Origin of the sequence: Paenibacillus sp. DP01 (assembly GCF_044784315.1) — a bacterium.
Classification (GTDB): Bacteria; Bacillota; Bacilli; order Paenibacillales; family Paenibacillaceae; genus Paenibacillus; species Paenibacillus polymyxa.
The window spans coordinates 3,313,534-3,338,941 of the sequence record NZ_CP173059.1; the positions used below are offsets into that span (position 1 = coordinate 3,313,534).

Sequence of the window (25,408 nt, forward strand, 5' to 3'; positions counted from 1 at the left end):
CCTAAATTAGCGCGACAGCAGCCCTTCAAAGGCGGCTTGTGCCTCATGTTTGATACGTTCCTCGTCCATCGTCAGGCATTCGCCATTTTTCACAACCTGACGACCGTCTACCCACACATGAGCCACGTCTTTGGCACTTGCAGAGTATACGGCATGAGAAATAAGATCTGTACGCGGCAAGAAATGGGCCTGATCCAGATCTAGCGCGATAAAGTCAGCCTTATTGCCTGCTGCCAGCGCTCCTACCTCTTTTAAACCAATCGACTTTGCACCATACTCTGTTGCCAGACGTAGTGCTTCATTTGCAGGAACTGCCGTTGGGTCGCCAGATACTCCCTTGTGAATGAGTGCCGCCAGACGCATTTCCTCGAACATATCCAGGTTATTATTGCTGGCAGGACCATCTGTTCCGAGTGAAACAGTAACTCCTGCACGCAGCAATTCAGGCACTCTAGCTACACCACTTGCCAGCTTCAAGTTGCTGCCTGGATTATGCGATACCGCCACACCTCGTTCCGCTAACAAAGCTATTTCTTCGTCGTTCAAGTGAACGCCGTGGGCAACAAGTGAAGGACGGGAGAAAAAGCCAAGCTTATCTAAGTGTGCAACTGGACGCAAGCCGTAGTCGCGTACGTTTTGTTCAACTTCGGCGATCGTCTCGGACATGTGCGTATGCAATGGTAAATCGAGATCATGTGCTGCTTGAACAAATTTCTCAATAAACGCAGGCGGGCATGTGTATGGGGCATGAGGAGACATCATTGTTGTGATACGTCCGTCTGCTTTTCCATGCCAGTTACGCGCAAAAGTCACGGCCTCAGCTAGCTTGATCCGCTGTTCTTCTTCTGAACAGAGTCCAATGGCTCCACGCATCAAGCTTGCACGAATGCCCGACTCTTCAGCTACACGAGCCACCTCATCCATATGATCGTACATATCCAGGAAAGTCGTGGTTCCACCTTTCAGCATTTCCAGCACTGACAAAGAAGTTCCCCAGTACACATCCGTAGATGTAAACTTGGCTTCCATAGGCCACATTTTTTCCTGAAGCCACACTTGAAGTGCCAAATCATCTCCATACCCTCGCAGCAGAGACATCGCCGCATGACCATGAGTATTGATCAGACCAGGTAAAAACAATAACCCCTTGCCGTCGATTGCTTCTGTCTCTTCCTCACCCGCAGGCAAAGTCTCGCCAATGTAAGTAATACGGCTATCCTCCACAATCATAAAACCATGGATTACCCCAGCCTCGGGTCCATTCACGGCAAACGAGCCGTTTTTAATCATCCATTTATTCACTGTCATATTGTGCTTCTTCCTTTCCGTCCTCCAGATAATAAGCGAGGCTAAGCAAATCAGTTGTAAAGTCTGTGGCATGTATCCGAATGTTAGCCGGTGCCTTGAGAATGATAGGTGCAAAGTTCAAAATCGCTCCAATTCCACTCTCAATCAGCCTATCAGCTACGTGCTGTGCCTCAAAATCAGGTACAGTAATAATCCCGATTCGTATATTTTTTTCTTTCACAGTCGCTTCCAGTTCATCCATCGGCTGTACGACCAAAGTATTGATTCTGGTCCCAACCTTATCCGGGAACGCATCAAAAACCGCCACAATCTTCATATTGTCTTTTAAATAAGCATTATAGTTCGATAGGGCTTGACCCAGATTACCTGCTCCGACCAATACTACATTAATTTGCTGGTCGATTTTCAGGATATGGCGTATTTTCTCAATTAGATAAGAAACATCGTAACCGATGCCCTTCCGACCAAAATCGCCAAAATAGGCAAGATCTTTACGAATTTGGGCCGGATTCAAATCTAACCTCTGTCCCAGCTCTTGAGAAGAGACCGTAGCCACCTCCCGTTTGTGCAGTGCATTCAGATAACGTAAATATACGGGTAATCTCCGTACGACAGCCTCTGAAATTTTATCTGATTTCATACTTGCTCCCCCTAATTGTAACGGACTTTAAGTGTCCGTCCGTTGTGCCTCTGTCTCCGGGGCGGATTGGAGCCATTCGGCGATGCGGGGCACCATTTGCTCCGATGGCATATGCTCCATTTTTGGTCCCGGTAACGAGTACAAAAAGTGCTTTCCATAATAGGATTCGATCACACGCGTATCGTAAACGATGACGACTCCGTGGTCGCTCGCTGTACGTACCAATCGCCCAAAACCCTGTTTGAAGCGAATAACTGCTTGTGGTACAGACAGCTTCATAAATGGATTCTTCTTCTGCTGCTGGAGCAACTCGCTTTTGGCCTCCAGTAACGGGTGGTTAGGCGGTTGAAACGGCAAGCGAACGATAGCCAGACAAGTCAAAGCTTTCCCTGGAATATCGACGCCTTCCCAGAAGCTACTGGTTCCCAGCAATACAGAAGCTTTCGCTTCCTGAAAACGGCGGGTTAGCTTGCTGCGACTCCCACTGTCCACACCTTGTCCTAACACGGTAATATCGCTGGACGCTAACGCCTCTTTGAGCGGCTCATACACTTGCCGGAGCATCCGATAGGAAGTAAACAGAACGAGCATTCTCCCCCGCGTCGCCTGGGCAGTCGCTCCTAGAGAGCTAACGAGCATCTCTACAAAATGTGCATCTCCTACACTGCCCTTCACACTCGGAAAATCTCGCGGAATGACCAGCAACACCTGATCCCTGTAATTAAAGGGTGATGGGAGCTGTGACGTCATTAATCGTCCTTGATCTGCGGCCTCCTGCAAGCCGAGTTGATCGGTCATGTACTGAAACGATTTATCTACCGATAAAGTAGCAGATGTCAGAATAATACTTCTTTTTTTGTCAAAAAACATTTCTTTCAACTGGCGGCTCACATCGACGGGCACCGCATAAAATTGCAATGATTTACTACGGAATTGTCCACTCGCTTCAAGCCAATATACGGTTGTTTCATCATCGAGTCGTATAAAGAAGCGCAAATTTTCCCTAATCCCCGCCAAATCCTTAAGCAGACCCGTGATATCTGTAATGAGACTATCCGCCGCATAATCGTCATGTTCTTCCTTGACATCCAGCATCAGCTTGTCGCCCTTGCGCAAAATTTCGCTCAATGTTACATAAAGCTGATTTTCCAATGCCGCCGCCTGATCCCACTTTGCAGGCTTGGCTGACGGTTTGAGACGCGAAGAAAATTGCCCCGTTTCACCTGGTGTGGCATCAGTTCGCTCTGGTAACATGCCAAACAGCTTATCGCTTAGTAGGTCCCAAGTTTCCTTAACCTCTAACACAAGTGGGTACAACTGATCAATGACCGAGGCCCATTCCGTCGACTTCTCATGCCCCGACTTTGCCAACTGCTGACGTAACGAAGGCAATTGCCCATTCTTGCTGTCCTTGAACAATCGAGTCAGCGTATGCACGAGTGTGAAATATTTCATATGCATGCCCAGGTGCTTACCAGCTACTTCCTCTAGATGATGTGCCTCATCAATCACCAAGTGTTCATAGCTAGGCAGCAACTGATGACTTGCTTTGACGTCGGTGAACAGCTTGGAGTGATTCGTTATAACCACATCCGCTGTTCCAGCTTCATGACGTGCACGATGATAGTAGCATTTGCGGAACCATGGACAAGAACGACCAAGACAGGACTCGGAATCACTAGCAACCGTTTCCCAAAAATCCCCTCCACGGTTGCTCAGGTTTAGTTCCTCATCATCACCGGTTTCTGTCAGAGTCAGCCAGACAATCATTTGAGCAGCTGTAATCAAGTCTTCCTTTGGTGTCGCGAAGTCTCTTCTGTTTATTTTATGTTCAAACTTACGCAGACACAAATAATGCCCCCGTCCCTTAAAGATGGCAGCCCGGAACGGGAACGGAATCACTTTGGTCAGCATCGGAATATCACGCTCTCGCAATTGCTCCTGCAGATTAATGGTATGCGTGCTTACGGTGACCCTCTGCCCATATTTTACACTGTGATACAGTGACGGAAGCAAATAGCCCAGGGACTTCCCTGTTCCTGTACCCGCCTCAATCAACAAATGCTTATCTTGACTCAGGGCTTGATTTACACCCTCAATCATTTGTATCTGCGCCTCGCGCTCCTCATATTGGCTCAAGGATGAACGCAAATTGTCCCGTACATCATCCATATACTGCTCAAAGGAAACGCCTGACAGTGGATTCGGATCATCTTCTCTGCGTGGAGCAGCCAGTTCAGTCCAATCTTCCACTTTAAGCGCAAGCTGACGAAAAAACTGATGTTTCTCCAAATCCTGAATAGGATCTAGCTCTTTCTCTTCTCGTATGCCGTCAAGAAACCAACCCAGGTCGCTGTCTTCCTCTGCGAACAAATCGCTAAGCCGCTGTATCGTTATCAGAGGCAGTGCTTGAAGCTCACCCAGACACTTTAAAAACACCTCAGCCGTAGCCAACGCGTCGCTGTCTGCTTGATGAGGGCGGTCATGCGCCAGCCCAAACTCTGAGGAAACAAAACCTAACTGATAAGAAGTTAACGATGGAAACATAATTTTCAGAAAATCCATCGTATCCAAAATCCTACCGCTAAAAGGTAAATATCCACACCGGTCCAAAGCGCTTTGCAAAAAATTAAAATCAAACGCCACGTTATGACCGACGAGTACGACATCGTCCAGCATAGGCACGAGCTCCATCATCATTTCTTCGAGTGCAGGTGCATCCTTGACGTCATCGTCTGTAATTCCGGTCAATCCGGTGATAAAAGGTGGAATAGATCTGCCAGGGTTTACATAAGAGCCGTAAACACGGGAAATGCTGTTATCATGATCTATAATTGCAAGTCCGACTTGAATGATGTCATCCGCGGACTGGGTGCCTGTCGTTTCAAAATCCAATACCGCAAATTTCATTCGAGCTTAATCCTTTCTTATGACACATACAATAATAATAACTCTGTATAATAGCATAGCAGAAGATTGCCTGTTTGGAAATTAAGACAGCCAAAAAAGACGATGCACACGCCGCCTAAGGAGGTGGGCATGCATCGTCTTACTCGGTGTCTGACAACTACATCCAGGTCAACATGGAGCTGTCGTAGCGAAGCTTTTCGACACCGGACAAACAGGCTTGCATATTGTGCAGTGGCTCGGGCAACGTTGGATCGAACTGATGCGCGAGAGCAAAATATTTTTGCGCCTCTTTTACGTCAGCCTGCTTTGCCATCAAACAACCCAGCGCATTATAGATGACCGCTTTTAGCCCTGGCTGTTCAGTCAGGTGCAGCACCTTTTGAAACTGGCTTATAGCCTCTGCTGGATCATCCAGTTGAAAATGAGCCATTCCCATATACATGTGACTCTGCCAGCTGTTCGGAAAATGCTGTAGCACCTGCTCAAATTGCTGGATTGCCTCCGGGTACATAAGTAAGCGATAATACCCCTGCCCCCTGTTAAATGCCGGTAGCTCCTTTTCAGGCAGCTCAGCGTCAGACATGTCGGCCTCTGCAGAAAATCCTGCTGCACGCAGGTAAACCATTTTTTCCTCAAAGGCCAGCCACTCATCCATAATTCCGTCACTCATTCTCCGCAGCAGACTCCAGTGCTGTAGCAGCTCCTGTCTGCGGGGGCCCTGGGCTGATGGGTAATGCTTCACGATATCATCTAACATGCTGTTCATTTCTGCGAATACATGCTGGAACATGTGCATCCCGCCCTTACGAAAGATGGATTAATACACTCACATTTTTCGCTTAAAAGACGGGTTTCATCCGCATTCCCATTCATTACATGATCGTTGCATGTACTTCCTTGTTCATCGTTTGGGCTGGTTTATTATGTTCATCCACAAATACCACAGTTGGTTTGTATGTTTTGGCCTCTTCATTTGACATGGAAGCATAGGAAATAATAATGACTGTATCACCGGGCTGGACCAGACGGGCTGCCGCACCGTTGAGACAAATCACGCCGCTCCCACGCGGTCCGGGGATCACATAGGTTTCAAGTCGAGCTCCATTATTATTGTTTACAATTTGAACCTTTTCATTCTCCAGTAGATCCGATGTCTCCATTAAATCCTCATCTATGGTAATACTTCCCACGTAGTTCAGGTTAGCTTCGGTAACCGTCGCGCGGTGAATTTTTGATTTCATCATAGTTCTAAACATGGGAAAGTACCTCCACTTTCTGTATTCTTATATTATCAATCAGTCGGGTATTCCCAAATTTTACAGCCAGCGCAACAATGACGTCTTCTTGCACATCACATAGGCGCTGCTCAGGGCGAAGGGGCTCCAGGCCAGGAAATGTTAATATTTCAATATAGTCAATATCTGCCAAAGGAGATGAGGTAATGGTCGACTTCACCATTTGATGCAACTGCTCAATCGTAATGGTGTTCTGTACAATATCTTCGCTCACTTCTTGCACCTTGCGCAGTGACTGGGACAGCACTAACGCCTGCTCTCGCTGTTCCGCACTTAAATAGACATTACGGGAGCTAAGGGCCAAACCATCGGCCTCTCTAACGATAGGACAAGGTATGAGGGTCACATTCATATTAAGATCAGTCACCATTTGTTGAAGCACAGCAACCTGTTGCGCATCCTTCATGCCAAAGAAGGCCAAATCAGGACCTACCATGTTAAACAGCTTGGCTACCACTGTAGTCACACCATCAAAATGGCCAGGACGGGAAGCGCCGCACAAGCGGTCTGTCAAAGCGGATACGCGAATTTTGGTTTGAGTTGGCTGTGGATACATTTCTGCTACAGTCGGCAAAAAGACAATATCCACGCCTTCGCGCCGTGCTACTTCCAGATCACGAGCTTCATCGCGAGGATAGCTGTCCAAATCCTCGGTAGGTCCAAATTGAATTGGATTAACGAAAATACTAAGCACGACCGTATCTGCCATTTCACGCGCCTTTTGCATCAAGCTCGCGTGCCCTTCGTGCAGGTATCCCATTGTTGGTACAAAGCCGACTTTATGTTGTTGTACAGAGGCAGAATCGTGTAGCATTTTTGCTCCATTGGCCCCAAGCTGCCGACGCTCGGCAATAACCTTACGCAGTTGAGCCACTTCTCTTACGATGATCATGACTGTGATTCCACCTTTTCCTTAGCTTGTTCCTGCGCTTGTCCTTTTGCCTGACCGTACAAGGACTCCAGGGACTCCACAACGCGATCATCCGCGCTGAACACATGCTCTGCGGCCGGGAATGCCCGCCCTTTCACATCGCTCACATACTGCTCAATGCTGCTGCGGATCAAGCCGCCTACATCGGCATAGGTTTTAACAAAACGTTTACTGAAATATGGCGATGCATATTGAATTAGATCGTGATAAACAAGTACCTGACCGTCACATCCACGTCCTGCACCGATTCCAATGGTTGGAATGGAAAGTTCTTTAGAGATCGCCGTTGCCACTTCCTCAGTCACCAATTCCAGTACAATACCAAAGGCACCCGCCTGCTCTAACGCCTTGGCATCAGCCATTAAGCGGCGTGCGTCTGCTTCGTCCTTACCTTGAATGCGATAACCGCCAATCTGATTAACCGATTGCGGAGTAAGTCCGATATGTCCTAGCACAGGTACACCTGCCTGAACAGTCGCTTTTACGACATCGGCAATTTCAGCTCCGCCCTCCAATTTAACAGCATGCGCATGTCCTTCCTGCATCAGACGACGGATGCCTTGAAGACTTTCAGATATGCTGCCGTGATATGTCATAAAAGGCATGTCCGCTACGATGAACGTATGCTCGGCGCCTCTTGCCACTGTCCGGGAATGGTACACCATATCATCCAGGGTCACTGGGATGGTCGAATCGTAACCAAGAACTACGTTACCCAGCGAATCACCCACGAGAATGATATCAATTCCCGCCTCCTCGGCTATTTTTGCCGATGGATAATCATAGGCGGTCAGCATACTGAGCGGAATGCCCTCTTGCTTCATTTTTTTCATTTTTACAATATTCAGTGCTTGTTTTCCTGCCATTGTGAATGGCTCCCTTCCATCTTTTTTTGGCACAAAAAATAACCTTTTATGAACGCCTGTACATCTGCGTCATCAAAAGGTCCGAACAGCCAAAAAAGACACTCATTTTGAGATCGTCCCTTCTGTCTCGGTCCTGTTCGGCTCAGAGCAGAATCCAACGTAACCTTCAAATGAAGTTATGATGGTCTTACAAACTTACTAAAGTAGAGCATGTGCCCTTGGAGTGCAGCTCGGACCGTCCGATGCCGCCTCCTGCACAGTATAACAAAAAATATCAGCTTTTTCACGTGAAGTTTTACACAGGAAACAGAAAGATTGTGGTCGTATGCTCAGCTAGGGTCGCTTCTACAAATGTATATCCCCTGATATGACCTGGATTCGCTCACCGTGGTCCGTTTCAATTACAAGTGCTCCTGAAGGGTCCAAGCCAACCGCTGTACCTTCTACCGCCATCCCTTGTCCCGTATGTGCCCGTACGCTGCGGTTCATCGTCACGGATAACGCCTCCCACAGCATGGCTATAGGCTGGAACCCCTGATCGGCATATAGCTTGCTTAGCTGCTCCATTTCTTCCAAAACAGCAGCAATCAGCGCAGTACGGTCAATTTCAAGCCCTGCCTCTATTTTCAAAGATGTCCCTACATGGGATAACTCTTCCGGGTAATCTTCTACATTCAAATTAACGTCAATGCCAATCCCTGCAATGCAGTACCGAACCCGTTGATCCTCTGTTGCAGATTCCAGCAGAATACCGGATACCTTGCGACCATGAATCAGCAGATCGTTGGGCCATTTGATGCCTGCCTCTACACCCGTCAGTCGGCGAATAGCCCTACACACCGCCACGCCTGTTAACAGCGTTAGCTGGGGGGTAAAGGCCAAGGGCTGGGTGGGGCGCAATACAATGCTCATCCAGATACCTTTGCCGCGAGGGGAATACCATTTCCGCCCCAGACGTCCCCGACCTGCCGTTTGTTCCTCCGCAAGCACTAACGTTCCCTCCAGCGCACCCTCTTCTGCCAAACGCATTGCATCCTGCTGAGTGGATACTGTTGAGTCCAGAATAACGATACGCTGACCAAACGATTGAGTGGTTAACATACCTGCCAATTTGGAGACTTCCAGCCGGTCTGGCTGAGAGATCAGCCGATAGCCCCGACGTGAGGAGGCATCGATATTATAACCCAGCTCACGCAGTTTGTTGATCTGCTTCCATACCGCTGTACGACTAACCGACAGTCGTCGGCTAATCTCCTCCCCGGATACGTAATCGGATGAACCTTCCTCCAGTATGCCTAACAATCTTTCATGATTATTCACTACTCATCACCCGTTTCACTTCCTGAAGCAATGTTTCTGTTTCATTCGGGATATCTCCGCAAGCGACCGCTTGTAAAAGCCGTTCCATCATCTGTCCCAGCCAAGGTCCACCTGGTCGATTCATTGCCTGAACCAGTTCATTTCCAGTAATATTTAAATCCTTGATCCGAACGACTCCTGCCTGCTGAGTCCACGAGTTTGCCAGTTCGGCAATTTTCTTCACATGCTTTTCTACCCATGGCGGTAATCCACGGAACGAAGAAGGCAGTGTCTTGTGAAGCTCCAGCCAGTCTGAAGCTGTGTCCTTTCCCAGCTTAATTAACAATCGAATCCAGCTACGACGTAATTCCTCATCGTTGATACGATCAGGATCCCTCGAAACTGAGTTGCCAGCTAGGGCAACAGCATGACTGATGAGCTCAGTCTCCCATTCCAATAAATGAACCAAACGTAGACGTACAGCGTTGGAGAAAGTCCAAGCTCTTAAAAGCTCGTCCGCTGCCTCTGAGCTAAGTCTACAAGACATAAGGAGCAAACCCCACCGCAGCTCTGCTGGCAGCTGCACGATCTCCTGGAGCGCCTGTGCGTCACATTGTTCCCAGGGAACCGGAACCTTCGTACAGCCCAGCAATCCACTACGACCCAGCATCTCCAGCCCACGTAATGGATCAGGTCCCGCTAGCATCTTTTCTAACTCGACTCGCACCCGTTCCATGGCTATGTATCTAAGTCCCTCTCTGCGACGAGTCATACCTTTCCAAGTATTGTAGGCCACTCGGAACCGAAATACAGAGGCAAAACGGATGCAGCGCAGCATTCGCAGCCCGTCCTCCTCAAAACGTTCCTCAGCTCGTCCCACACAACGAACGAGAGAGGCTCGCAAATCTGCTTCCCCTCCAAACGGGTCCACTCGCTCCCCATGTTCAGCCATCGCGATTGCGTTCATCGTAAAATCGCGCCGCATCAGATCCTCACGGATGTCCTTCACAAAGGATACTTCCGTCGGACGGCGGTGATCGGTATAACCGCTTTCCGTACGAAAAGTGGTCACCTCGAACGCATGACCATCCTGCATGACCGTTACCGTCCCATGCTGGATTCCTGTCGGAATAACATTAGGGAATAGCGCTAAGACCTCTTCAGGTTCAGCCGAGGTGGTCAGATCCATATCATGAATAGCACGTCCTAATAGCTCATCCCGCACACAGCCACCGACCCAATAAGCTTCGTGGCCTGCTGTGGTTAGTGTATGTATGACCTCTCTGCCGTGAAGAGCCATCTCTGGGTCAGCATGTTGCCAAGTATTTGTATTCACAGGGTTTCCCCCTTTGCAAGTATTCAATAAAAAAACGGACGCGAGTCCGCCCCCTTAAACGCTGATCGGTTTAAGATCCGGCACCTCGCGTCCCAACACACGGTAATAAATCTCTTCATATTGACGAGTAATCAGCTTATCACAGAATACGGTACGTGCGCGTGTCAGGCACGCTTCACGGAAACGTTCCGCCATTGCTTCATCGGACAACAGTTCTACAGCATATTCTGCCATCGCCTCTGTATTACCGATTTCAGCCAGATACCCCGTACTTCCATGTACAACGAGTTCAGGTACTCCTCCTGCCTGAGAACCGATTGTTGGCACTCCACAAGCCATGGCTTCCAGCGCAACTAGACCAAAACTTTCTTTCTCCGACGGAAGCAACAGCACATCTGCCATAGAAATCACTTCTGCGATTTGATCCTGCTTACCTAAAAAGAAGACTTTGTCCTGTAAGCCTAAACTTTCGATTTTACAACGAATTTTCGGAAGATCCGGTCCTTCTCCCACCAACAGTAGCTTCGCAGGTACCTTTTGTTGCACTCTGTCGAATATATCCAGCACATCTCCCACCCTTTTGACAGGACGGAAATTGGAAATATGCATCATAATTTTTTCGTGCGGTTGGGCAAAATCTCTCCTAAGCGCAGCAGCATCTCGTGGATAATATACTCGTTTATCTACAAAGTTGTAAGTCAAATCAATAGGTCGTGTTATTTCCAACGCATCAATCGTCTCCCGAATCAAATCTTTGGAGACGGCTGTCACAGCGTCACTTTTGTTAATAGCCAGTCGAATCAGATCCTTTAATGATTCATCCTGTGCCAACACTGTAATATCTGTACCGTGCAGGGTGGTAACCACTTTCAAATGATCGCCCACCATTTCCTTCGCCAAATATGCGCATACTGCATGCGGAACAGCATAATGGACATGGAGTACATCCAAATTCTTCATTTGAGCCACCTGGGCCATTTTTGTCGCTAGCGACAAATCATATGGCGGATATCTAAACACGTAATAATCGTTAACCTCAACTTCATGATAAAAAATATTCTTCTGGAACGCCCCGCCTAATCTGAACGGAATGCTATTGGCAATAAAATGAACCTCATGCCCTTTTTCTGCCAGCAACTTGCCCAGCTCTGTAGCCACAACGCCAGAGCCACCCAGCGACGGATAACAGGTAATCCCAATTTTCAGTTTGTCATTCAAGCTAAGCTGCCTCCTTCCGTCCATCCATAATCACTCGTATGCCCATGTATTTCAGCATTCTACAACATGCGTAAGTATATAGTCCTTATTTGAATAGCTTAACCAGATATGGCGTTTTGGACGCAAATCCTTCTGCATATGAAATCAGTTTACGTTGACCCAACAACGAGTCCCGAGCTTTTACACGTTCCACATACCCCTGATTCAGTGGTGTGGATACCGTATCCTTCCCAGGCGCTGCCTGAAATTGCGAAACATAACTCAACAACGACTGTTCCTTGGCTTCATAATGCTCGGTAATGTCCACGATCAAGTCCGTTCTGCCGATATCATTAATAAAGTAAAAATATAATTGCTCTACCTGTACCGCAGGACTTTCTGGCATAAAGCGTCTCAACTTGGCGTTAAACACAGCTTCCTCTACTAGCTTGCTGCACATGACATGATCCGGATGCCGATCCTCCCAATAAGGAGCAAATACAATTTTTGGTGCATGGCGTCTGATTTCTGCTGTAACTGCAGCTACATGTTCAGGAGTTACATATAACCCACGATCAGGCAGACCCAAATTCGTCCGCACAGCCAGCCCGAGCACTTTTGAAGCGTGTTCAGCTTCTGCCATACGAGTATCCACATCACCATTAGATGACATTTCAGCCCGTGTCAAATCGCACACCCCCACCTTTAACCCAGCGGCTGTATGCTTGGCAATCGTGCCTCCCATTCCTATTTCTGCATCGTCGGCATGGGCTCCGAAAATCAGGATGTCCAGCGTCATTTTACATCACCCTGCTGGTCAATGCCCGGTTTATATTTATGTACCAGCTCACGCCAAGCAAAATCGCCACGATCCAACGCTTTAACCAGTATTTCAGCAGTTGCAACGTTGGTTGCCAAAGGAATCCCCTGTACATCACACAGACGTAATAATGCGCTAATGTCCGGCTCATGCGGCTGTGCCATGAGTGGATCACGCAAAAATATAATCAAGTCCATGTCATTTTGCGCAACCATAGCCCCGATTTGCTGATCTCCACCAAGCGGCCCAGACATGAAGCGGTGAATTTGAAGCTTGGTTTGCTCCATAATGCGCTGACCTGTTGTACCTGTTGAATATAATTGGTGATCTGTAAAAACATGCTCATATGCCGTAATAAAATTAACCATTTCATCCTTTTTGCGATCATGCGCTATAAATGCAATCTTTAACATTCGAAATTCCTCCTGCCTCATTCTATAATTCCATTCATCAATTCATTCGTATATTCTTAATCAATGTAATGTTCAAAACCATATACAAGCCCCGGCTGCTCCATTACCTTCTGGATACCGATTTTAACACCAGGCATGTATCCAGCCCGTTCATATGAATCCTGACGAATTTTCAGAGATTGTCCAAATCCTCCAAATATGACTTCTTGCTGTGCGAACACACCGGGAAGACGGACACTGTGAATGCGGAAGCCTTGATAATAACCGCCACGCGATCCTTCTAGCGTTTCTTCCTCTTCCGGGTTGCCTTGTCGTAGCTCCTGACGCTGCTCGGCGATCAGTTCAGCAGTCTTAATGGCTGTACCTGAGGGCGCGTCCAATTTTTGGTCACCATGATATTCGATGATTTCCAGATGTGGGAAATACTTCGCTGCCTGAGCCGCAAACCGCATCATCAAAATGACGCCGATCGAAAAGTTGGGCGCAATCAGACCACCAATTTGTTGCTCACGACACTGCTTGTCCAGTTCATCAATTTGTTCAGGAGTAAACCCTGTCGTACCGATAACTGGACGAACTCCATGCTTAATAGCAAGCGCTGTATGTGCGTACGCAAAACGCGGCCCCGTAAAGTCAACCATGACATCGGCTCGACTCTCCAGTAAAGCCTGCTCTACATCCTCCATAATAGCGATACCAGCTTCCGGTAGTCCGACGAGAAGGCCGGCATCACTGCCGGCGTGTGTTCTGTTCACTGCGGCTACAAGCTGTAGTTCCTCATCCTGAAGAACCAATTTGACCACCTCACGGCCCATACGTCCTGCTGCTCCAACGACAGCCACTTTTATTGGTTCTGACATATCCCTACAACTCCTTATGCATCCATTTGTGCTAGATTTGTTCATTCATCTGCTGGCATAATTTCTTCATGAGGTTGGCAAGCTGCACATTATGAGGAAACAGCGCTGCAGCCTCACGAGCAGCCTGCACAGCCAGCTTATATTCATTCAATTCGTCATAAATCAAAGCGAGCAGTAAAAATGCGTCACCACATAACGGATCAAGGGAAATTGCCCGTTCGAGCAGCAAAATCGCATCCTGGCGCATCTGTGGCGTAGCTCTGTCGACCTCCAGCATTTTTCTGGCTTTTTCTGTATACTGCCTGGCTTCCTGCGCATGCAGATGGAGAACATATTCATCCTGCTGTGGAGCGAGACGGACCGCATGCTCTGCATATGCCAGGGCCTGCTCCAATCGTCCACTGCGAGCATAGGTAACCGAGCAACGGAAATAATGCTCCGCATGATCAGGCTGGGCTGAAATCGCTTTTTCAAACCATTCCACCGCCTGCTCAAAATCGTTCTGCAAAATGCACTGATAAGCTTTCTGAACGTATTCCTCCGCCTTCATGACACTGCACCTCCGGGTAACCGGTTTGGTACAGCATATGTACAAAACGCCTAATCGGTGTCCTTTTTGGTCCAGCGATTCGCGTCACGCGTGTTAAATTTATGCATAACCTTATCATGTGCCTCAGTCAAATTGATACCCAGTGAGTTCGCAAAGCAAACAGTGATGAACAAAATATCCCCCAGTTCCAGCTCAATGGAATTGTCCGCCTCATCCGTTTTTTTCGGCTTCTCACCAAAGGAGTGATTGACCTCCCTTGCCAGTTCACCGACTTCCTCGGACATCCGGGCCAACATGGCCAAAGGACTGAAATACCCTTCCTTAAATTGAGAGATATACTGGTCTACCTCACGTTGAATTTCATCTAACGATTTTTCCATGAAACACGCAATCCCCCCATGTGCAGGTTTATTCATATGTTATCGTAAAGCACATTTTAAAACAAATTTTTTTTAATTGTGAACTAGCGATACCAACTTGCAGTCATCTGTCTTTTAAAGATGCCGCAAAAAGGTATACTAAACATAAGGGTCTGCGATTTAGCAAAAAAATTGTATGTAGTCGCACAGCCTTAAACTGCTACTGTGAGGGATCATATGAAAATATCCAAGTCTATGGAACAGCTTAAATTGATTTTGCCCATCGTATTTGGCACCGCCATCTATGCATTCGGTCTGCTTTATTTTATTATACCCAGTAAACTGATGGAAGGCGGTATTACAGGGATCACCCTGCTGCTAAATTATGCTTTTTCGATTTCACCTTCTCTCTCCACTTTGTTACTGAACATTCCATTATTTTTGATTGGATGGAAAATGCTTGGGGGCAAGCAGATTATATACACGGGGGTTGGTATCGGGTCGCTCACATTCTTTTTGTGGTTGTTTGAAAAAATGATTCATCTCGGATGGATGGGGACCTTTCAGACTGAACACGATTTTATACTTTCTTCATTATATGCGGGGGTTACGCTTGGGGCCGGGTTAGGTATTGTGTTCCGCTTTGGCGGCACTACTGGAGGCTCTGATATTATCGCTCGTATTTTAAACCGGAAGTTTGGCTGGAGTATGGGAAGGATTCTGCTGGTCATTGATATTGTCATTATCGGTGCTTCACTACTTTACATACCCAAAGAAAAAATTCTATATACATTAGTGGCTGTGTTCATCGCGTCCAAGATTATTGATTTTATACAAGAAGGGGCGTACTCTGCCAGAGCCTTTATGATTATCAGCGACCACACGATGGATATCGCAGATATTATTACCAGGGACATGGATCGCGGAGTTACCATTATTCCGGCTGTAGGTGCATTTTCCAAACAGGCCAAGCATGTTGCCTATTGTGTCGTGTCCCGTCAGGAAATAAGACGACTGCATCAAATTGTTAAATCAGTTGATCCACGGGCGTTTATCATCATTCAGGATGTGCATGATGTACATGGCGAGGGGTTCAAAGAGGAATAGCCCGGTAATCCGGGCAATGGGCTGACATCTATGAATGGCTCCACAGCCAGCGATGCGAATGTTCAAACTTTCATCATTACCCAGTGAAACCAGCCCGATATTTACGATAACCTGCATAGGCCAGCGCCAACAGCACAATCATGCCGATAGCCAATTCAGCCCGGCGCTCACTCTCACGCGGGATAAATGGTGCCAGTGCGGTAGCGTCTTTTTCACGTCCAAACAAGGCATTCAACGTCGGGTTGCCCTGGTCCAGTGCTCCTCTAATCGCTGAGGCATCTGCATTTTGCTGATCCCCCAATCCTTTGACGTAGGAAATCCAGGAATCAGTCCGCACGACCTCGGTTGTTCTGCCATGGATCAATGCTGCTGTACGAATCGTTTCATAGTGGTCTTCCAGCACTTCGGTACCAGCTTTGAATCCCTTCATGTTCCCTTTTGCAAACTGGTTATTCAAACCGCTAACATCTTCTCTTAAAATCTTATAATACTGCTGCCATAAGGGCTGGCGTGGGTGTGCAATCGCATCTGTCGCAAGCCGTAAATTGGCCGCTGCCTTCACCCACTCATCCGGGGATGCTTGAACCGACTGTGTAGCTTGCTGCACCTCCAGGATGCTACCGGATAGAGCATGAATGGCCTCTACAGATAGCGCTGCCTGCACCTGTCCAGTGCTGAACCATCTGCTCACCTCGGCTACATCCGCGCGCGCTTTTTCAATATTCCCGTCCATTACGTCACGGTACAGTGTCGCAGCTGCATGATCCAGTTCTTCAATTTCCTTGCTATTACCTTCGGGTTTTGACTGATCGCGCGCTTCTGCCATACCTGGAGGGACGCAGACGGACAACAGCAGGACCATGGATAACACAATACTCGAAACCAAGCGTAACGTAATACGAACCCCCCGACCCCTAATCATGGGACATCCCTCCTCACCTTACTGTATGGCAAGGTTAACGGGACTAGAACTGGCTTTAGGTGAATCATTCGAAACCGGCTATGCTCTGGACAAAACAGGAAACATAAGTGGATTTTCATTACATCTGTTTGGGTGCTTAGTCATATAAAACAGTGTAGTATAAGGAATGTCGCCCGCTCCAAAAATATCGTAACAGTTCATCGTATCTCCTTCGAAACCTGCAACAACAATCGTATCGTATTGAGGTATGTGCCAAAACTTGTCTTTAAAAAATAACGTACTATAAAATAAAACTAACCACTCATTGTTTTCCGCAGAAAAAAGTGAATACGGATTGAAGTCAGCACTCTTCATTTTCAACAACTGCAAATCCGGCATTTCTTCCATATTTAATTGATCAATCTTTATGTTTAGGTTGCTGGTAGGTGCCTTCCGACTACATTGATACTCAGGTGCCGAAGCGAAGCCCAATCTAGGATAAAAATCCTTCACACTATCATTTCCAAACAGATAGATACCATCACAATTGCCATGCCAATCTTTCAGCGCTTGCTCTACTAAAAACCGACTCAAACCTTGATTCCTGTAGTTTGCAATCCCCCAATTGAAACCAGGTTTCAAAATCAAAACCAAAACTCTGTTTTGCTAAATAATTAAAACTTGCTTTTATTTTGTGATCATCACGGATGCCTTTTTGGAATACATATTCCTTCTGATTTATAACGATATGCATCTCTATTTCTCCATTCAAAAGATTCAAGCTAGTTCACGATAAGACGATACCTTTCGATTGCGTGCTAGCATGGCAAGCCATGCCGCTACAATACTAACAAGGGTCAGCATGTAGGTAAAAGTACGCACTTGCGTCACATCATCCGTTAGCGTCCTGGGAAGATAAGGGTATATGCCATAGGTATAATCCATCGTATCATTTAACAATGTCCAAAGTGCGGCTAAGCATAAAGCAATCCATTTGCAGCTAAAAAACCGTATAAACAGTAACGCTTCGACCGCCATTGCTGTGTGAGATGCTATCAGCATCCAATCCTGCCACACCATAGGCCCCCCCTGCGCAACTCCCCACAAAATAATAGCCGAAGCCCAAATGCCATACTTTACACTTGTAACGATAGCCAACGATTCCATGATCTGACGAATGACCTTCAAGCTTTTGAGATGCGGAGGATAGAGCAAAAACGCAATAGAAATCGTAAAAAATAGGCTGGCCGTCGGACTATCAGGCACAAATACAATCTGCCACGCCGGGTGATAATTCAGTGTATATTCCAGCTGTCCGCCATACCATATGTACCCATACACCGTTCCAACTAAATTACACCAGAACAGCAGCCACAAAAAGGGCCGGCTCGTCAAGAACGACCGGCTCCACAAATAAGATAACGACACGTCCTTCATCCTCCGTTCATACGACAGTTGCCTTGTACAGGCACTATCCTACAATGACTATATCATATCCAAGCGTATCAAAAAAACCTGACCGCCGTTACAGTCAGGTTTGATGATATAATCTCGAACTGGCGCTTGGTCAAAATGACCACCTTAAGCTTACCAAAAGCGTTCTAACTCATTGCTTTCAGCTCATCCGTAAGATGACGAAAAGCTACTTCATCTCCGGAGGCTAACGCCTCATCAATATCCTTGTAGAGTTTTTCACTCCGGTGTTTACGTAATGCCTCGTCCAAAACCATCTCAGCAGACAGGCCCAACATTACCTCATAAGTAACCTTCATTTTATCCATAGGATGCACCTCCAACATGAGTTTAAGAGATCCTATATTCTTTTCCTTTCGCCACATAGCTGAGTGTCGTTCGTGACATCCGCTGTAAATCTGCATCTGTCAATTCGCGCACCACTTTGGCAGGTGTACCGATAGAAAGAGTATAGGGTGGTATTTTGGTATTTTCCGTAACGACCGACCCTGCTCCTATTAAAGCATATTCACCAAGCTCCGCTCCGTTGAGTACAATGGCCCCCATACCAATTAAAGTGCCTTTGCCTATCGTACAACCGTGGATAATGGCAGCATGTCCTACCGAAATATCATCCGCCAGCAACAAGGGTTGATTCGTGTTCACATGTCCCACGACACCGTCCTGAATATTGCAGCGTTCACCGATAATGATAGGCGCCATATCCCCGCGCAGTACGGCATTAAACCATACGGAGGAATCTTGGCCGATCGTTACTTTTCCGACAATTTTTGCTCCTTCTGCCACATAGACAGATGAATGGAGTTGTGGCAAGTTTCCGTTGTAGTGAATTAGCATCAACTTCACCCTCTCATATTTTGGGTGAAATTCTATCAACATGTGTACTGCTTGTCAATGGAGCTGTACACCCGAGTCGTTTCGCCCAAGACGGCACTCTCCCGCCAACATCTGCCCCCAGGCCGTCATTTGTACAGAGGGTCCTGTCGGATGCTCACCTTGTCGAAGCATACCCAAGTGAAGCATCATTCGTATAATCCTCTGATCAAAGACCGAACGGGAGGTATCATAGTAAAACGGTCGGATCAGTGGGCCGATATGCACAAAAAGCGACTCTGAGGAAGTCCATGGCCTGGCACATTCTCCAATCCAGTAGACTAGTGAAAGCAGATTGGGTACGGCTCCTTTATACAATCTTAACCAAAACCTGAATAGCTGTATCATTTCATCCTCAATTGCGAGTTCCTGTTGTGCCTCCCCTTTTGCGGTCAGCTCAACCCTGTCTCCCTTCTCCTCAATATACTTGGAGTGCCGGGCGTAATCATACAGTAATGCCATTCGATCCGGATAAAACTTAAAAGAGGAACCATAGCCAAAACGCCATCCTCCTTTACCCAATAACGGCTCCGCAATGTGCAAATGCTCCATTAGCTGCTGCTGATTGCGACGGTACCAAGCTCCCTCAGGATTAAGCAGAACCTCATGCTGCCTCATATATTGAAGGAAAAGCCGTAAATCCTCCGCCAGTAGATGCCCTTCATCCCGGTACGACGACGGTTCGCTTACCCGGATCATTCCGTTTTGAAAGTCATGTACCATAACACGCCGAAAGCGCTCCTTCATATCCGAAGGAATTTGGTACAAATATCTCGTATTGTGCGTTGAACCATTGAACAACCAGCCGCTAGAACGTAGACGGGTCACAATATCTCGTGGTCGCTCACCAACATCTCCGTCCTGCTCGACAGACTGTTTGGCAATCGCAATCAATTCCTCCATACTGAAATAAGGTCGGTCATCGAACAATAGCGCATTCAAAAACCTTACCTCTGACAACCTCAGCTCCTTGACCTGCGTCTCAAAAAAACTACTACTGCCGAGCTTTGTCAAAATCCCTTGGATCAACTCATGCTTGGAATTAGGTTTGCAGTCACAATCGTAATACACTGCGATTCTGTTCAAATGCACAATATCCGCAAATGTCAGCATATCCGCCAGATTCATTGTTCCATCGCCTCGTCACTGGACTGTCATCCGGAAATGATTCTTACCTGTTGTACCCACAGCTTTGACGGAATCTTCAGACTCTAAACCTCTTTTTTTGCAAAGGTATAATTAAAAAACAAAAAGACCACGACTCTACGATGAGTAGAAGCCGTGGTCTTTCACAAAGTATTGGAGTTGCAGTCACTTTTTCTCTTGCAAATGCTTCGTGCAATTATATAAAAGCGGTTCCCAGTCCGCATCCTCACGCTGGAGTACACTTAGTGACAAATTGCCAATTCGTTCTGTAAATTTTTCCTGATACAGAGCCTTATACAAATTAGCCAAAAAACCGCCGTGGGAAACGATCAACAGATTCTTGTCCCGATTTTCCGTCCAAAGAGCCTCCATAAAAGCTATCGCACGAAGCTGAAGATCTGCATCGCTTTCCTGCCCTAAATCCAGCAGATGCCAGTCAACTCCCCACTTCTCTTCACGTTCGGCCTGTGTCATCCCCTCGACCTGACCATAAGCACGTTCTCTTAGTCGATCATCAGGTTCCAGCAATGGCAAATGCAGGGCAGAGGCAATAATATCCCCCGTCTCTTTCGCTCTGGAGAGACTACTGGTAATAAGCCCGTTCCATTGATAAGGCTCTTCCTTCAATCGTTCTGCCAGCAAGCGTGCCTGCCGACGCCCTTCCTCATTCAACGGAATATCACTGTGCCCCTGGATTTTACCTACCGCATTCCAATCCGTCAATCCATGTCTGATCAAGCCAATAAGCATTGTGTCAGTCCTCCGCTGTTGTGTTATTCAGGCATATAATGAATTTTATATGGAGCCCATCTGCCAGCTAATTTCTAACTCTTCTCGTCCGATGGATCCAGCCCAGAGAAAATAAAGCAAGCGCAAGTGCCAATACAGACAACAACATCCAGTATTGCGGGTAAGTAGGAACAATGCTTGCAACCAGCGGATCCATAATGCCACTATTCACATCTTTAATGTGGTATTGATACTGTGGAGATGTACTTGTAGTTTCCAGCAGGCCTGTCGGTAAAATACCCGTGTCCATGACAGGAGCCGCTTGGGGGGGATTTTCCTGAGAGGAGCTTCCATTCCAGTTCAAAAACAAAAAGCTGCACAAAAATACGGCCAAGAAGCCGGCGATCCATACAGACATATACTTACGGGCTGCTGGGTTCACACGCGCACGTCGATGCTCGCCCGGAACAAGCCACGGTGATTCTTCATAAATTCGATCCATGACTCTACGATTCATTGCCTCTAGCTTATCATCTGTTATTTCAAAGGAAATATCACGAATAGCCGATCGACTTTCTTTTGACAAATTCCAATCATTCTCTTCCGAACCATGCTCCCACCCGGCAGACGAGCTTTTGGCCCGTCTGCGCTCCGAGTCTTGTTTCGATACATTTTTGCCTGTAGCGAACAAATCCTCAGCGTCCCTGGATTTCATTGGCTGCTCATCCCTTCGTTTTCCTCATAGAGAGGCTCAAAAAAATAAGGCTCCAACTGCGTCTTCACACTGGTTCTTGCCCGGAAAAGCAATGACTTCACCGCACTGACCGTCTGTCCTAAAATAGTCGCAATCTCCTGATAATCTAATTGCTCATATTCACGCAAAATCAGCGCAGATCGCTGCTTCTCAGGCAATCTGTTGATTGCTTCACGAACCATCTCTACCTTCTCACCGCGAAGAACAGCCTGCTCCGGAATTACATCCGATGGAGCTACCGGTACATAACCGCTCTCTTCCAATGGAACCTGACCACTACGGTGCTTGCGAAGCTCACTTAGCACCGTATTGCGTGCAATTGTATATAGCCAAGTGGAGAACGATGCATCTACCTCGCGAAAAGAATGCAGGCTCCGATACGCTTTATAAAACGTCTCCGAGCATAAGTCCTCAGCAATCATTTCCAGGTTCGAACTTTTCAGCATATGATAAACAAAAGCTAAAATTTTACGTTGGTGCCGCCTCATTAATTCTGAATAAACCTCAACATTACCTTGTTTGATTTCCTGAATCATCTGGGAATCTGTCATCATCCGAGTGAGACCCTCCTCGCCCATACATGTGCTGTTTTCCCGTCCGATTCTGTCTATATATACCGAACAGGCCAAAAAAAGTTGCGCCCTCTGCGCAAATGGATGAAACAGCATCATGGAACATTTGTTATTTTCTTACCCTATGTAGTGCCAACATTAACGGTGCTATCCCCAACAATATTCAATATCCAAAATGGACTTACCCATTGTACCACAAAATGGCCGCCAGTAAAAAAGTCCAAAATCCCCACGATTTCCAACAAAGGCTCCCTAACGCTGGCAGCTAATTCATTTAAACCGCTTTTCAATGGATTTTAAGTTTATTCAAGATAAATGACAAATCCAATCAAAGTGTTTCATTTAGAGCACCAATAAGGATAATTAAACAAAAAGAAAACGCTTTAAAAAAAATATTGACAAAATGAAAACGTATACATATAATAAAAGTACAGTATGGTTTCTCTCCACTCCTATCCTACTCAGCTACTTTACTAAAAGTAGCTACCACCCGGGGCTTTACCCGGGTGGTCTTTTTTTTCTTTATTAATAAGTAGTAAAGGACTATTCCATCGGCTCTTCAAATAACAAAAAAGCGGGAAGAGAACCTTCGCCCGCTTTAAATCTTTTCTTACTACTTCACTCCAGAAAGTATGATGCTTTTAAGACGGTCCGTAGCGGAGCGATTCATTTGAATCTGGAGAAGCGCAGCGTTCGCCTTTGCCTGCGGATTTTCCCCTTTGTACATATATTCAGAAAATCTGCAGGCAACAGCGATCGTAAGATCAAATGAATCGCGGAGCGGTCTACCTCCTTATTGAACACTCATACTTTCCTTCTATACAACCACTTTATAACCCATCGAATCCAGTAAGGTTTTGGCACGCTCCCAGTCCTGCTCTTGACGGAAGGAAAGCCTCATGATGCCAGGAACATCCTCCCGACTTTCAATGATTCGCATATTGCTCAGATTAATGCTGTGATTTCCTAGTTCCATTGCAATTCTTCCGATAATCCCTGGGGTGTCCGGTACATCAATATACAGATCAAACGTAGAGACAATAACTCCTTTACGACGCTCTGGCAGTTCACTACGGAAATGCCCTGCTGTCAAAAATTCGTCAGCAATTCCCTCTCCGTCTTGTGTTCTCAGCAAATGAGTAAAACGCTCAATCTGCCCATTCCATTCTTCTAACAGGCCCAGTAAAACATCACGATTACTCAGCAAAATGTCCCGCCACACAACCGGATCACTAGAGGCTATCCGTGTAATATCACGAAACCCACCAGCAGCCAATGTACGGTACAACGGATTTTCATCATTGTGCTTTCGTACCTGATTCACCAGCGCTGCTGCAATAATATGTGGAAGATGGCTAATCGCACCGACAATATCGTCATGCATATCAGGTTGGACACGCACAACATGAGCACCGGTATATTTCAACAAACGCTCCAGCGAACTGTAAGCTTCCTCAGGCACACCCTCTGCAGGGGAAAGCACATAATATGCATTTTCAAACAACAACGCAGAAGCGGCCCTGACACCGGAACGCTCCGAGCCAGCCATCGGATGACCCCCGATAAAGTAAGCATTGTGCAAAGATATTTCTGATGCCTTTTTGGCAATCGCCGATTTCGTGCTACCTACGTCGGTAATAATACACCCCGCTTTAAGCGGTAACTTGCTTAACAATTCGAGATAATGCTCCAGTAAACCAACCGGAACGCATAAAAAAATAAAATCGGCATCCTTGACCGCCTCTTCAACCGAAAGAGTCGCGGTGTCCACGACACCACGGCTTAGCATCGGTTCTATCAGTTCAGGAAGATGAGCATGACCGACCACAGTAATATCCGGCTTCCCTCTAAAACAAAGTGCGAGGGACCCGCCAATCAGTCCCACGCCGAAAATGGCAATCTTCATCTATTATCAAATCCCATCTGCGGAAATTATAGGCGTACTTTCGCCGCTTCCGCCCCCAGGACCTGTTCCAGCGCACGAATAAACAACTCATTTTGCGGCTGTGATCCAACCGACACCCTAATATATGTCGGATATTTGTGATGACCTGCGCGAATAATCACACCTTTACGAAGCAACTCCTGAAATACCTCACCGGATGGACGACGTACGTCCAGCATAATAAAATTACCATGTGCCGGGAAAGACTCCAGCCCCAAACGCTTCAGCTCATTTTGCAAATAAGCTCTACCCTCTGCATTACGATCCCGACATTCCTGAACAAATTCCTGATCTTCCAAGGCAGCAATGGCCGCAGCCTGTGCTACCCGTGAAGTATTAAATGGCTCACGAACCTGATTGATCAAGCGAATGGTTGCCTCGGCTCCCATACCATATCCGATACGTAGCGAAGCCAGACCATAGATTTTGGAGAAGGTACGCAGTACAACCAAATTTTCATAAGCTGACAACAAGCGAATGCCGTCTGGATACGAACGATCTATTACAAACTCAGCGTAGGCTTCATCCAGCACCACCATGATATGCTTTGGCACTTGGTTCAGAAACGCAATCAGCTCAGCTTCGGGTACAATCGTTCCCGTCGGATTATTTGGATTACAGATCCAAATAATTTTTGTACGGTCATTGATATGAGACAGCATGGCATCCAAATCATGTACACCGTCACGCAAAGGCACCTCAACTGCAACTGCTCCCTCAATTTCCACGTTACTTTTATAGACGGAAAATGTCTGATCAGCCATGATGCTTTCTTCCCCTGGAAGGAGGAATGCACGCGTAATCAACGCAATAATTTCGTCAGAGCCACAGCCATAGATAAATTGTTCTTCTTTTAATCCCGTCCGTTTAGCTAGTGCCTGTGTCAGAGCAACTGCACTTCCGTCAGGATATACACTGATGTTAGCAAACTCCTGCTGAATGGCCTGCAACACTTTGGGAGAGCTGCCATACGGATTCTCGTTTGAGGCGAGCTTGATTACTTCATCGAGTCCCAGCTCACGTTTCACATCCTCAATCGGTTTACCGGGCTGATATACTGGCAAATGTACAATATGCGGTTTAGGCTGCATGCCCCTTCCTCCTCTATCCAATCAGAACTAAAT

Annotated in this window: 27 protein-coding genes; 1 reads left to right on the forward strand and 26 read right to left on the reverse strand. The window is 46.9% G+C overall.

Annotated elements, in window-relative coordinates; all coding sequences use genetic code 11:
• Positions 1-6: 6 nt before the first annotated feature.
• From ACH59B_RS14520 to ACH59B_RS14590, 15 genes are all read right to left on the reverse strand, one after another.
• On the reverse strand, positions 7-1,308 hold the full coding sequence (locus ACH59B_RS14520; protein WP_016822177.1) for an amidohydrolase: 1,302 nt from the start codon (positions 1,306-1,308) through the stop codon (positions 7-9).
• Positions 1,295-1,948: a redox-sensing transcriptional repressor Rex gene (locus tag ACH59B_RS14525; RefSeq protein WP_016822178.1), complete on the reverse strand. Its 654-nt coding sequence runs from the start codon at positions 1,946-1,948 to the stop codon at positions 1,295-1,297. The genes ACH59B_RS14520 and ACH59B_RS14525 overlap by 14 nt, the downstream gene beginning before the upstream one ends.
• 27 nt (positions 1,949-1,975) lie before the next feature.
• Positions 1,976-4,858: an ATP-dependent DNA helicase DinG gene (gene dinG, locus ACH59B_RS14530; RefSeq protein ID WP_031461657.1), complete on the reverse strand. Its 2,883-nt coding sequence runs from the start codon at positions 4,856-4,858 to the stop codon at positions 1,976-1,978.
• 157 nt (positions 4,859-5,015) lie between these two features.
• A complete protein-coding gene (locus ACH59B_RS14535; protein ID WP_016822180.1) occupies positions 5,016-5,648 on the reverse strand; it encodes a tetratricopeptide repeat protein in 633 nt (210 codons plus the stop codon).
• Between the two features lie 82 nt (positions 5,649-5,730).
• On the reverse strand, positions 5,731-6,114 hold the full coding sequence (gene panD / locus ACH59B_RS14540; protein ID WP_013371641.1) for an aspartate 1-decarboxylase: 384 nt from the start codon (positions 6,112-6,114) through the stop codon (positions 5,731-5,733).
• Positions 6,107-7,045, reverse strand: a complete 939-nt coding sequence (gene panC / locus ACH59B_RS14545) for a pantoate--beta-alanine ligase (protein WP_031461658.1) — start codon at positions 7,043-7,045, stop codon at positions 6,107-6,109. Before panC ends, panD begins: the two co-directional genes overlap by 8 nt.
• Positions 7,042-7,950 carry a 3-methyl-2-oxobutanoate hydroxymethyltransferase gene (panB, locus tag ACH59B_RS14550; protein ID WP_016822182.1) on the reverse strand — a complete coding sequence of 303 codons (909 nt, stop codon included), beginning with the start codon at positions 7,948-7,950 and terminating at the stop codon, positions 7,042-7,044. The genes panC and panB overlap by 4 nt, the downstream gene beginning before the upstream one ends.
• A 345-nt stretch (positions 7,951-8,295) precedes the next feature.
• A complete protein-coding gene (locus ACH59B_RS14555) occupies positions 8,296-9,270 on the reverse strand; it encodes a biotin--[acetyl-CoA-carboxylase] ligase (protein WP_016822183.1) in 975 nt (324 codons plus the stop codon).
• Positions 9,263-10,585: a CCA tRNA nucleotidyltransferase gene (locus tag ACH59B_RS14560; protein ID WP_404301921.1), complete on the reverse strand. Its 1,323-nt coding sequence runs from the start codon at positions 10,583-10,585 to the stop codon at positions 9,263-9,265. The genes ACH59B_RS14555 and ACH59B_RS14560 overlap by 8 nt, the downstream gene beginning before the upstream one ends.
• Positions 10,586-10,639: 54 nt before the next feature.
• Positions 10,640-11,803 carry an N-acetyl-alpha-D-glucosaminyl L-malate synthase BshA gene (gene bshA, locus ACH59B_RS14565; protein WP_016822185.1) on the reverse strand — a complete coding sequence of 388 codons (1,164 nt, stop codon included), beginning with the start codon at positions 11,801-11,803 and terminating at the stop codon, positions 10,640-10,642.
• Positions 11,804-11,888: 85 nt separating this feature from the next.
• A complete protein-coding gene (gene bshB1 / locus ACH59B_RS14570) occupies positions 11,889-12,581 on the reverse strand; it encodes a bacillithiol biosynthesis deacetylase BshB1 (RefSeq protein ID WP_016822186.1) in 693 nt (230 codons plus the stop codon).
• Complete coding sequence (gene mgsA / locus ACH59B_RS14575; protein ID WP_013371648.1) at positions 12,578-13,015, reverse strand: methylglyoxal synthase; 438 nt, start codon at positions 13,013-13,015, stop codon at positions 12,578-12,580. The genes bshB1 and mgsA overlap by 4 nt, the downstream gene beginning before the upstream one ends.
• Positions 13,016-13,071: 56 nt before the next feature.
• Positions 13,072-13,875 carry a 4-hydroxy-tetrahydrodipicolinate reductase gene (dapB, locus tag ACH59B_RS14580; protein ID WP_016822187.1) on the reverse strand — a complete coding sequence of 268 codons (804 nt, stop codon included), beginning with the start codon at positions 13,873-13,875 and terminating at the stop codon, positions 13,072-13,074.
• Positions 13,876-13,906: 31 nt separating this feature from the next.
• Positions 13,907-14,425 (reverse strand): tetratricopeptide repeat protein, encoded by a 519-nt coding sequence (locus ACH59B_RS14585; RefSeq protein WP_016822188.1) that lies wholly within the window; start codon positions 14,423-14,425, stop codon positions 13,907-13,909.
• Between the two features lie 50 nt (positions 14,426-14,475).
• Positions 14,476-14,805, reverse strand: a complete 330-nt coding sequence (locus tag ACH59B_RS14590) for a nucleotide pyrophosphohydrolase (RefSeq protein ID WP_007430805.1) — start codon at positions 14,803-14,805, stop codon at positions 14,476-14,478.
• A gap of 216 nt (positions 14,806-15,021) precedes the next feature.
• On the opposite strand from ACH59B_RS14590, the gene ACH59B_RS14595 reads away from it, so the two are divergent.
• The gene (locus ACH59B_RS14595) at positions 15,022-15,891 is read left to right on the forward strand and encodes a YitT family protein (protein WP_016822189.1); all 870 of its coding nucleotides are present in this window, start codon (positions 15,022-15,024) and stop codon (positions 15,889-15,891) included.
• Between the two features lie 76 nt (positions 15,892-15,967).
• On the opposite strand, the gene ACH59B_RS14600 is transcribed toward ACH59B_RS14595, so the two are convergent.
• From ACH59B_RS14600 to hisC, 11 genes are all read right to left on the reverse strand, one after another.
• The gene (locus ACH59B_RS14600; RefSeq protein ID WP_031461659.1) at positions 15,968-16,813 is read right to left on the reverse strand and encodes a sporulation protein YpjB; all 846 of its coding nucleotides are present in this window, start codon (positions 16,811-16,813) and stop codon (positions 15,968-15,970) included.
• Positions 16,814-16,891: 78 nt separating this feature from the next.
• Positions 16,892-17,440 carry a GNAT family N-acetyltransferase gene (locus ACH59B_RS14605; RefSeq protein WP_260846309.1) on the reverse strand — a complete coding sequence of 183 codons (549 nt, stop codon included), beginning with the start codon at positions 17,438-17,440 and terminating at the stop codon, positions 16,892-16,894.
• A 129-nt stretch (positions 17,441-17,569) separates the two neighbouring features.
• Positions 17,570-18,220, reverse strand: a complete 651-nt coding sequence (locus tag ACH59B_RS14610; RefSeq protein ID WP_031461661.1) for a DUF1405 domain-containing protein — start codon at positions 18,218-18,220, stop codon at positions 17,570-17,572.
• 173 nt (positions 18,221-18,393) lie between these two features.
• The gene (locus tag ACH59B_RS14615) at positions 18,394-18,573 is read right to left on the reverse strand and encodes an IDEAL domain-containing protein (protein WP_013371655.1); all 180 of its coding nucleotides are present in this window, start codon (positions 18,571-18,573) and stop codon (positions 18,394-18,396) included.
• Between the two features lie 22 nt (positions 18,574-18,595).
• Positions 18,596-19,102, reverse strand: a complete 507-nt coding sequence (locus ACH59B_RS14620; RefSeq protein WP_016822194.1) for a gamma carbonic anhydrase family protein — start codon at positions 19,100-19,102, stop codon at positions 18,596-18,598.
• A 54-nt stretch (positions 19,103-19,156) separates the two neighbouring features.
• On the reverse strand, positions 19,157-20,266 hold the full coding sequence (locus ACH59B_RS14625) for a hypothetical protein (RefSeq protein ID WP_031461662.1): 1,110 nt from the start codon (positions 20,264-20,266) through the stop codon (positions 19,157-19,159).
• Between the two features lie 183 nt (positions 20,267-20,449).
• A complete protein-coding gene (locus ACH59B_RS14630) occupies positions 20,450-21,034 on the reverse strand; it encodes a histidine phosphatase family protein (RefSeq protein ID WP_031461663.1) in 585 nt (194 codons plus the stop codon).
• Positions 21,035-21,101: 67 nt separating this feature from the next.
• Positions 21,102-21,728: a hypothetical protein gene (locus ACH59B_RS14635; RefSeq protein ID WP_013371659.1), complete on the reverse strand. Its 627-nt coding sequence runs from the start codon at positions 21,726-21,728 to the stop codon at positions 21,102-21,104.
• On the reverse strand, positions 21,725-22,321 hold the full coding sequence (locus tag ACH59B_RS14640) for an RNA polymerase sigma factor (RefSeq protein WP_013310707.1): 597 nt from the start codon (positions 22,319-22,321) through the stop codon (positions 21,725-21,727). Before ACH59B_RS14640 ends, ACH59B_RS14635 begins: the two co-directional genes overlap by 4 nt.
• An 835-nt stretch (positions 22,322-23,156) precedes the next feature.
• Entirely contained in the window at positions 23,157-24,245 is a 1,089-nt protein-coding gene (locus tag ACH59B_RS14645; protein WP_090890180.1) for a prephenate dehydrogenase, read from the reverse strand.
• 26 nt (positions 24,246-24,271) lie between these two features.
• Positions 24,272-25,375, reverse strand: coding sequence for a histidinol-phosphate transaminase (hisC, locus tag ACH59B_RS14650; RefSeq protein WP_017427553.1), 1,104 nt, complete (start codon positions 25,373-25,375; stop codon positions 24,272-24,274).
• Positions 25,376-25,408: the final 33 nt, after the last annotated feature.

Coding starts and splice junctions, on each gene's coding strand:
- ACH59B_RS14520 (WP_016822177.1), bottom strand. CDS start 1,308: ATGACAGTGAATAAATGGATGATTAAAAACGGCTCGTTTGCCGTGAAT.
- ACH59B_RS14525 (WP_016822178.1), bottom strand. CDS start 1,948: ATGAAATCAGATAAAATTTCAGAGGCTGTCGTACGGAGATTACCCGTA.
- dinG (WP_031461657.1), bottom strand. CDS start 4,858: ATGAAATTTGCGGTATTGGATTTTGAAACGACAGGCACCCAGTCCGCG.
- ACH59B_RS14535 (WP_016822180.1), bottom strand. CDS start 5,648: ATGTTCCAGCATGTATTCGCAGAAATGAACAGCATGTTAGATGATATC.
- panD (WP_013371641.1), bottom strand. CDS start 6,114: ATGTTTAGAACTATGATGAAATCAAAAATTCACCGCGCGACGGTTACC.
- panC (WP_031461658.1), bottom strand. CDS start 7,045: ATGATCATCGTAAGAGAAGTGGCTCAACTGCGTAAGGTTATTGCCGAG.
- panB (WP_016822182.1), bottom strand. CDS start 7,950: ATGGCAGGAAAACAAGCACTGAATATTGTAAAAATGAAAAAAATGAAG.
- bshB1 (WP_016822186.1), bottom strand. CDS start 12,581: ATGACGCTGGACATCCTGATTTTCGGAGCCCATGCCGACGATGCAGAA.
- mgsA (WP_013371648.1), bottom strand. CDS start 13,015: ATGTTAAAGATTGCATTTATAGCGCATGATCGCAAAAAGGATGAAATG.
- dapB (WP_016822187.1), bottom strand. CDS start 13,875: ATGTCAGAACCAATAAAAGTGGCTGTCGTTGGAGCAGCAGGACGTATG.
- ACH59B_RS14585 (WP_016822188.1), bottom strand. CDS start 14,425: ATGAAGGCGGAGGAATACGTTCAGAAAGCTTATCAGTGCATTTTGCAG.
- ACH59B_RS14590 (WP_007430805.1), bottom strand. CDS start 14,805: ATGGAAAAATCGTTAGATGAAATTCAACGTGAGGTAGACCAGTATATC.
- ACH59B_RS14595 (WP_016822189.1), top strand. CDS start 15,022: ATGAAAATATCCAAGTCTATGGAACAGCTTAAATTGATTTTGCCCATC.
- ACH59B_RS14600 (WP_031461659.1), bottom strand. CDS start 16,813: ATGATTAGGGGTCGGGGGGTTCGTATTACGTTACGCTTGGTTTCGAGT.
- ACH59B_RS14615 (WP_013371655.1), bottom strand. CDS start 18,573: ATGGATAAAATGAAGGTTACTTATGAGGTAATGTTGGGCCTGTCTGCT.
- ACH59B_RS14620 (WP_016822194.1), bottom strand. CDS start 19,102: ATGCTAATTCACTACAACGGAAACTTGCCACAACTCCATTCATCTGTC.
- ACH59B_RS14625 (WP_031461662.1), bottom strand. CDS start 20,266: ATGAATCTGGCGGATATGCTGACATTTGCGGATATTGTGCATTTGAAC.
- ACH59B_RS14630 (WP_031461663.1), bottom strand. CDS start 21,034: ATGCTTATTGGCTTGATCAGACATGGATTGACGGATTGGAATGCGGTA.
- ACH59B_RS14635 (WP_013371659.1), bottom strand. CDS start 21,728: ATGAAATCCAGGGACGCTGAGGATTTGTTCGCTACAGGCAAAAATGTA.
- ACH59B_RS14640 (WP_013310707.1), bottom strand. CDS start 22,321: ATGATGACAGATTCCCAGATGATTCAGGAAATCAAACAAGGTAATGTT.
- ACH59B_RS14645 (WP_090890180.1), bottom strand. CDS start 24,245: ATGAAGATTGCCATTTTCGGCGTGGGACTGATTGGCGGGTCCCTCGCA.
- hisC (WP_017427553.1), bottom strand. CDS start 25,375: ATGCAGCCTAAACCGCATATTGTACATTTGCCAGTATATCAGCCCGGT.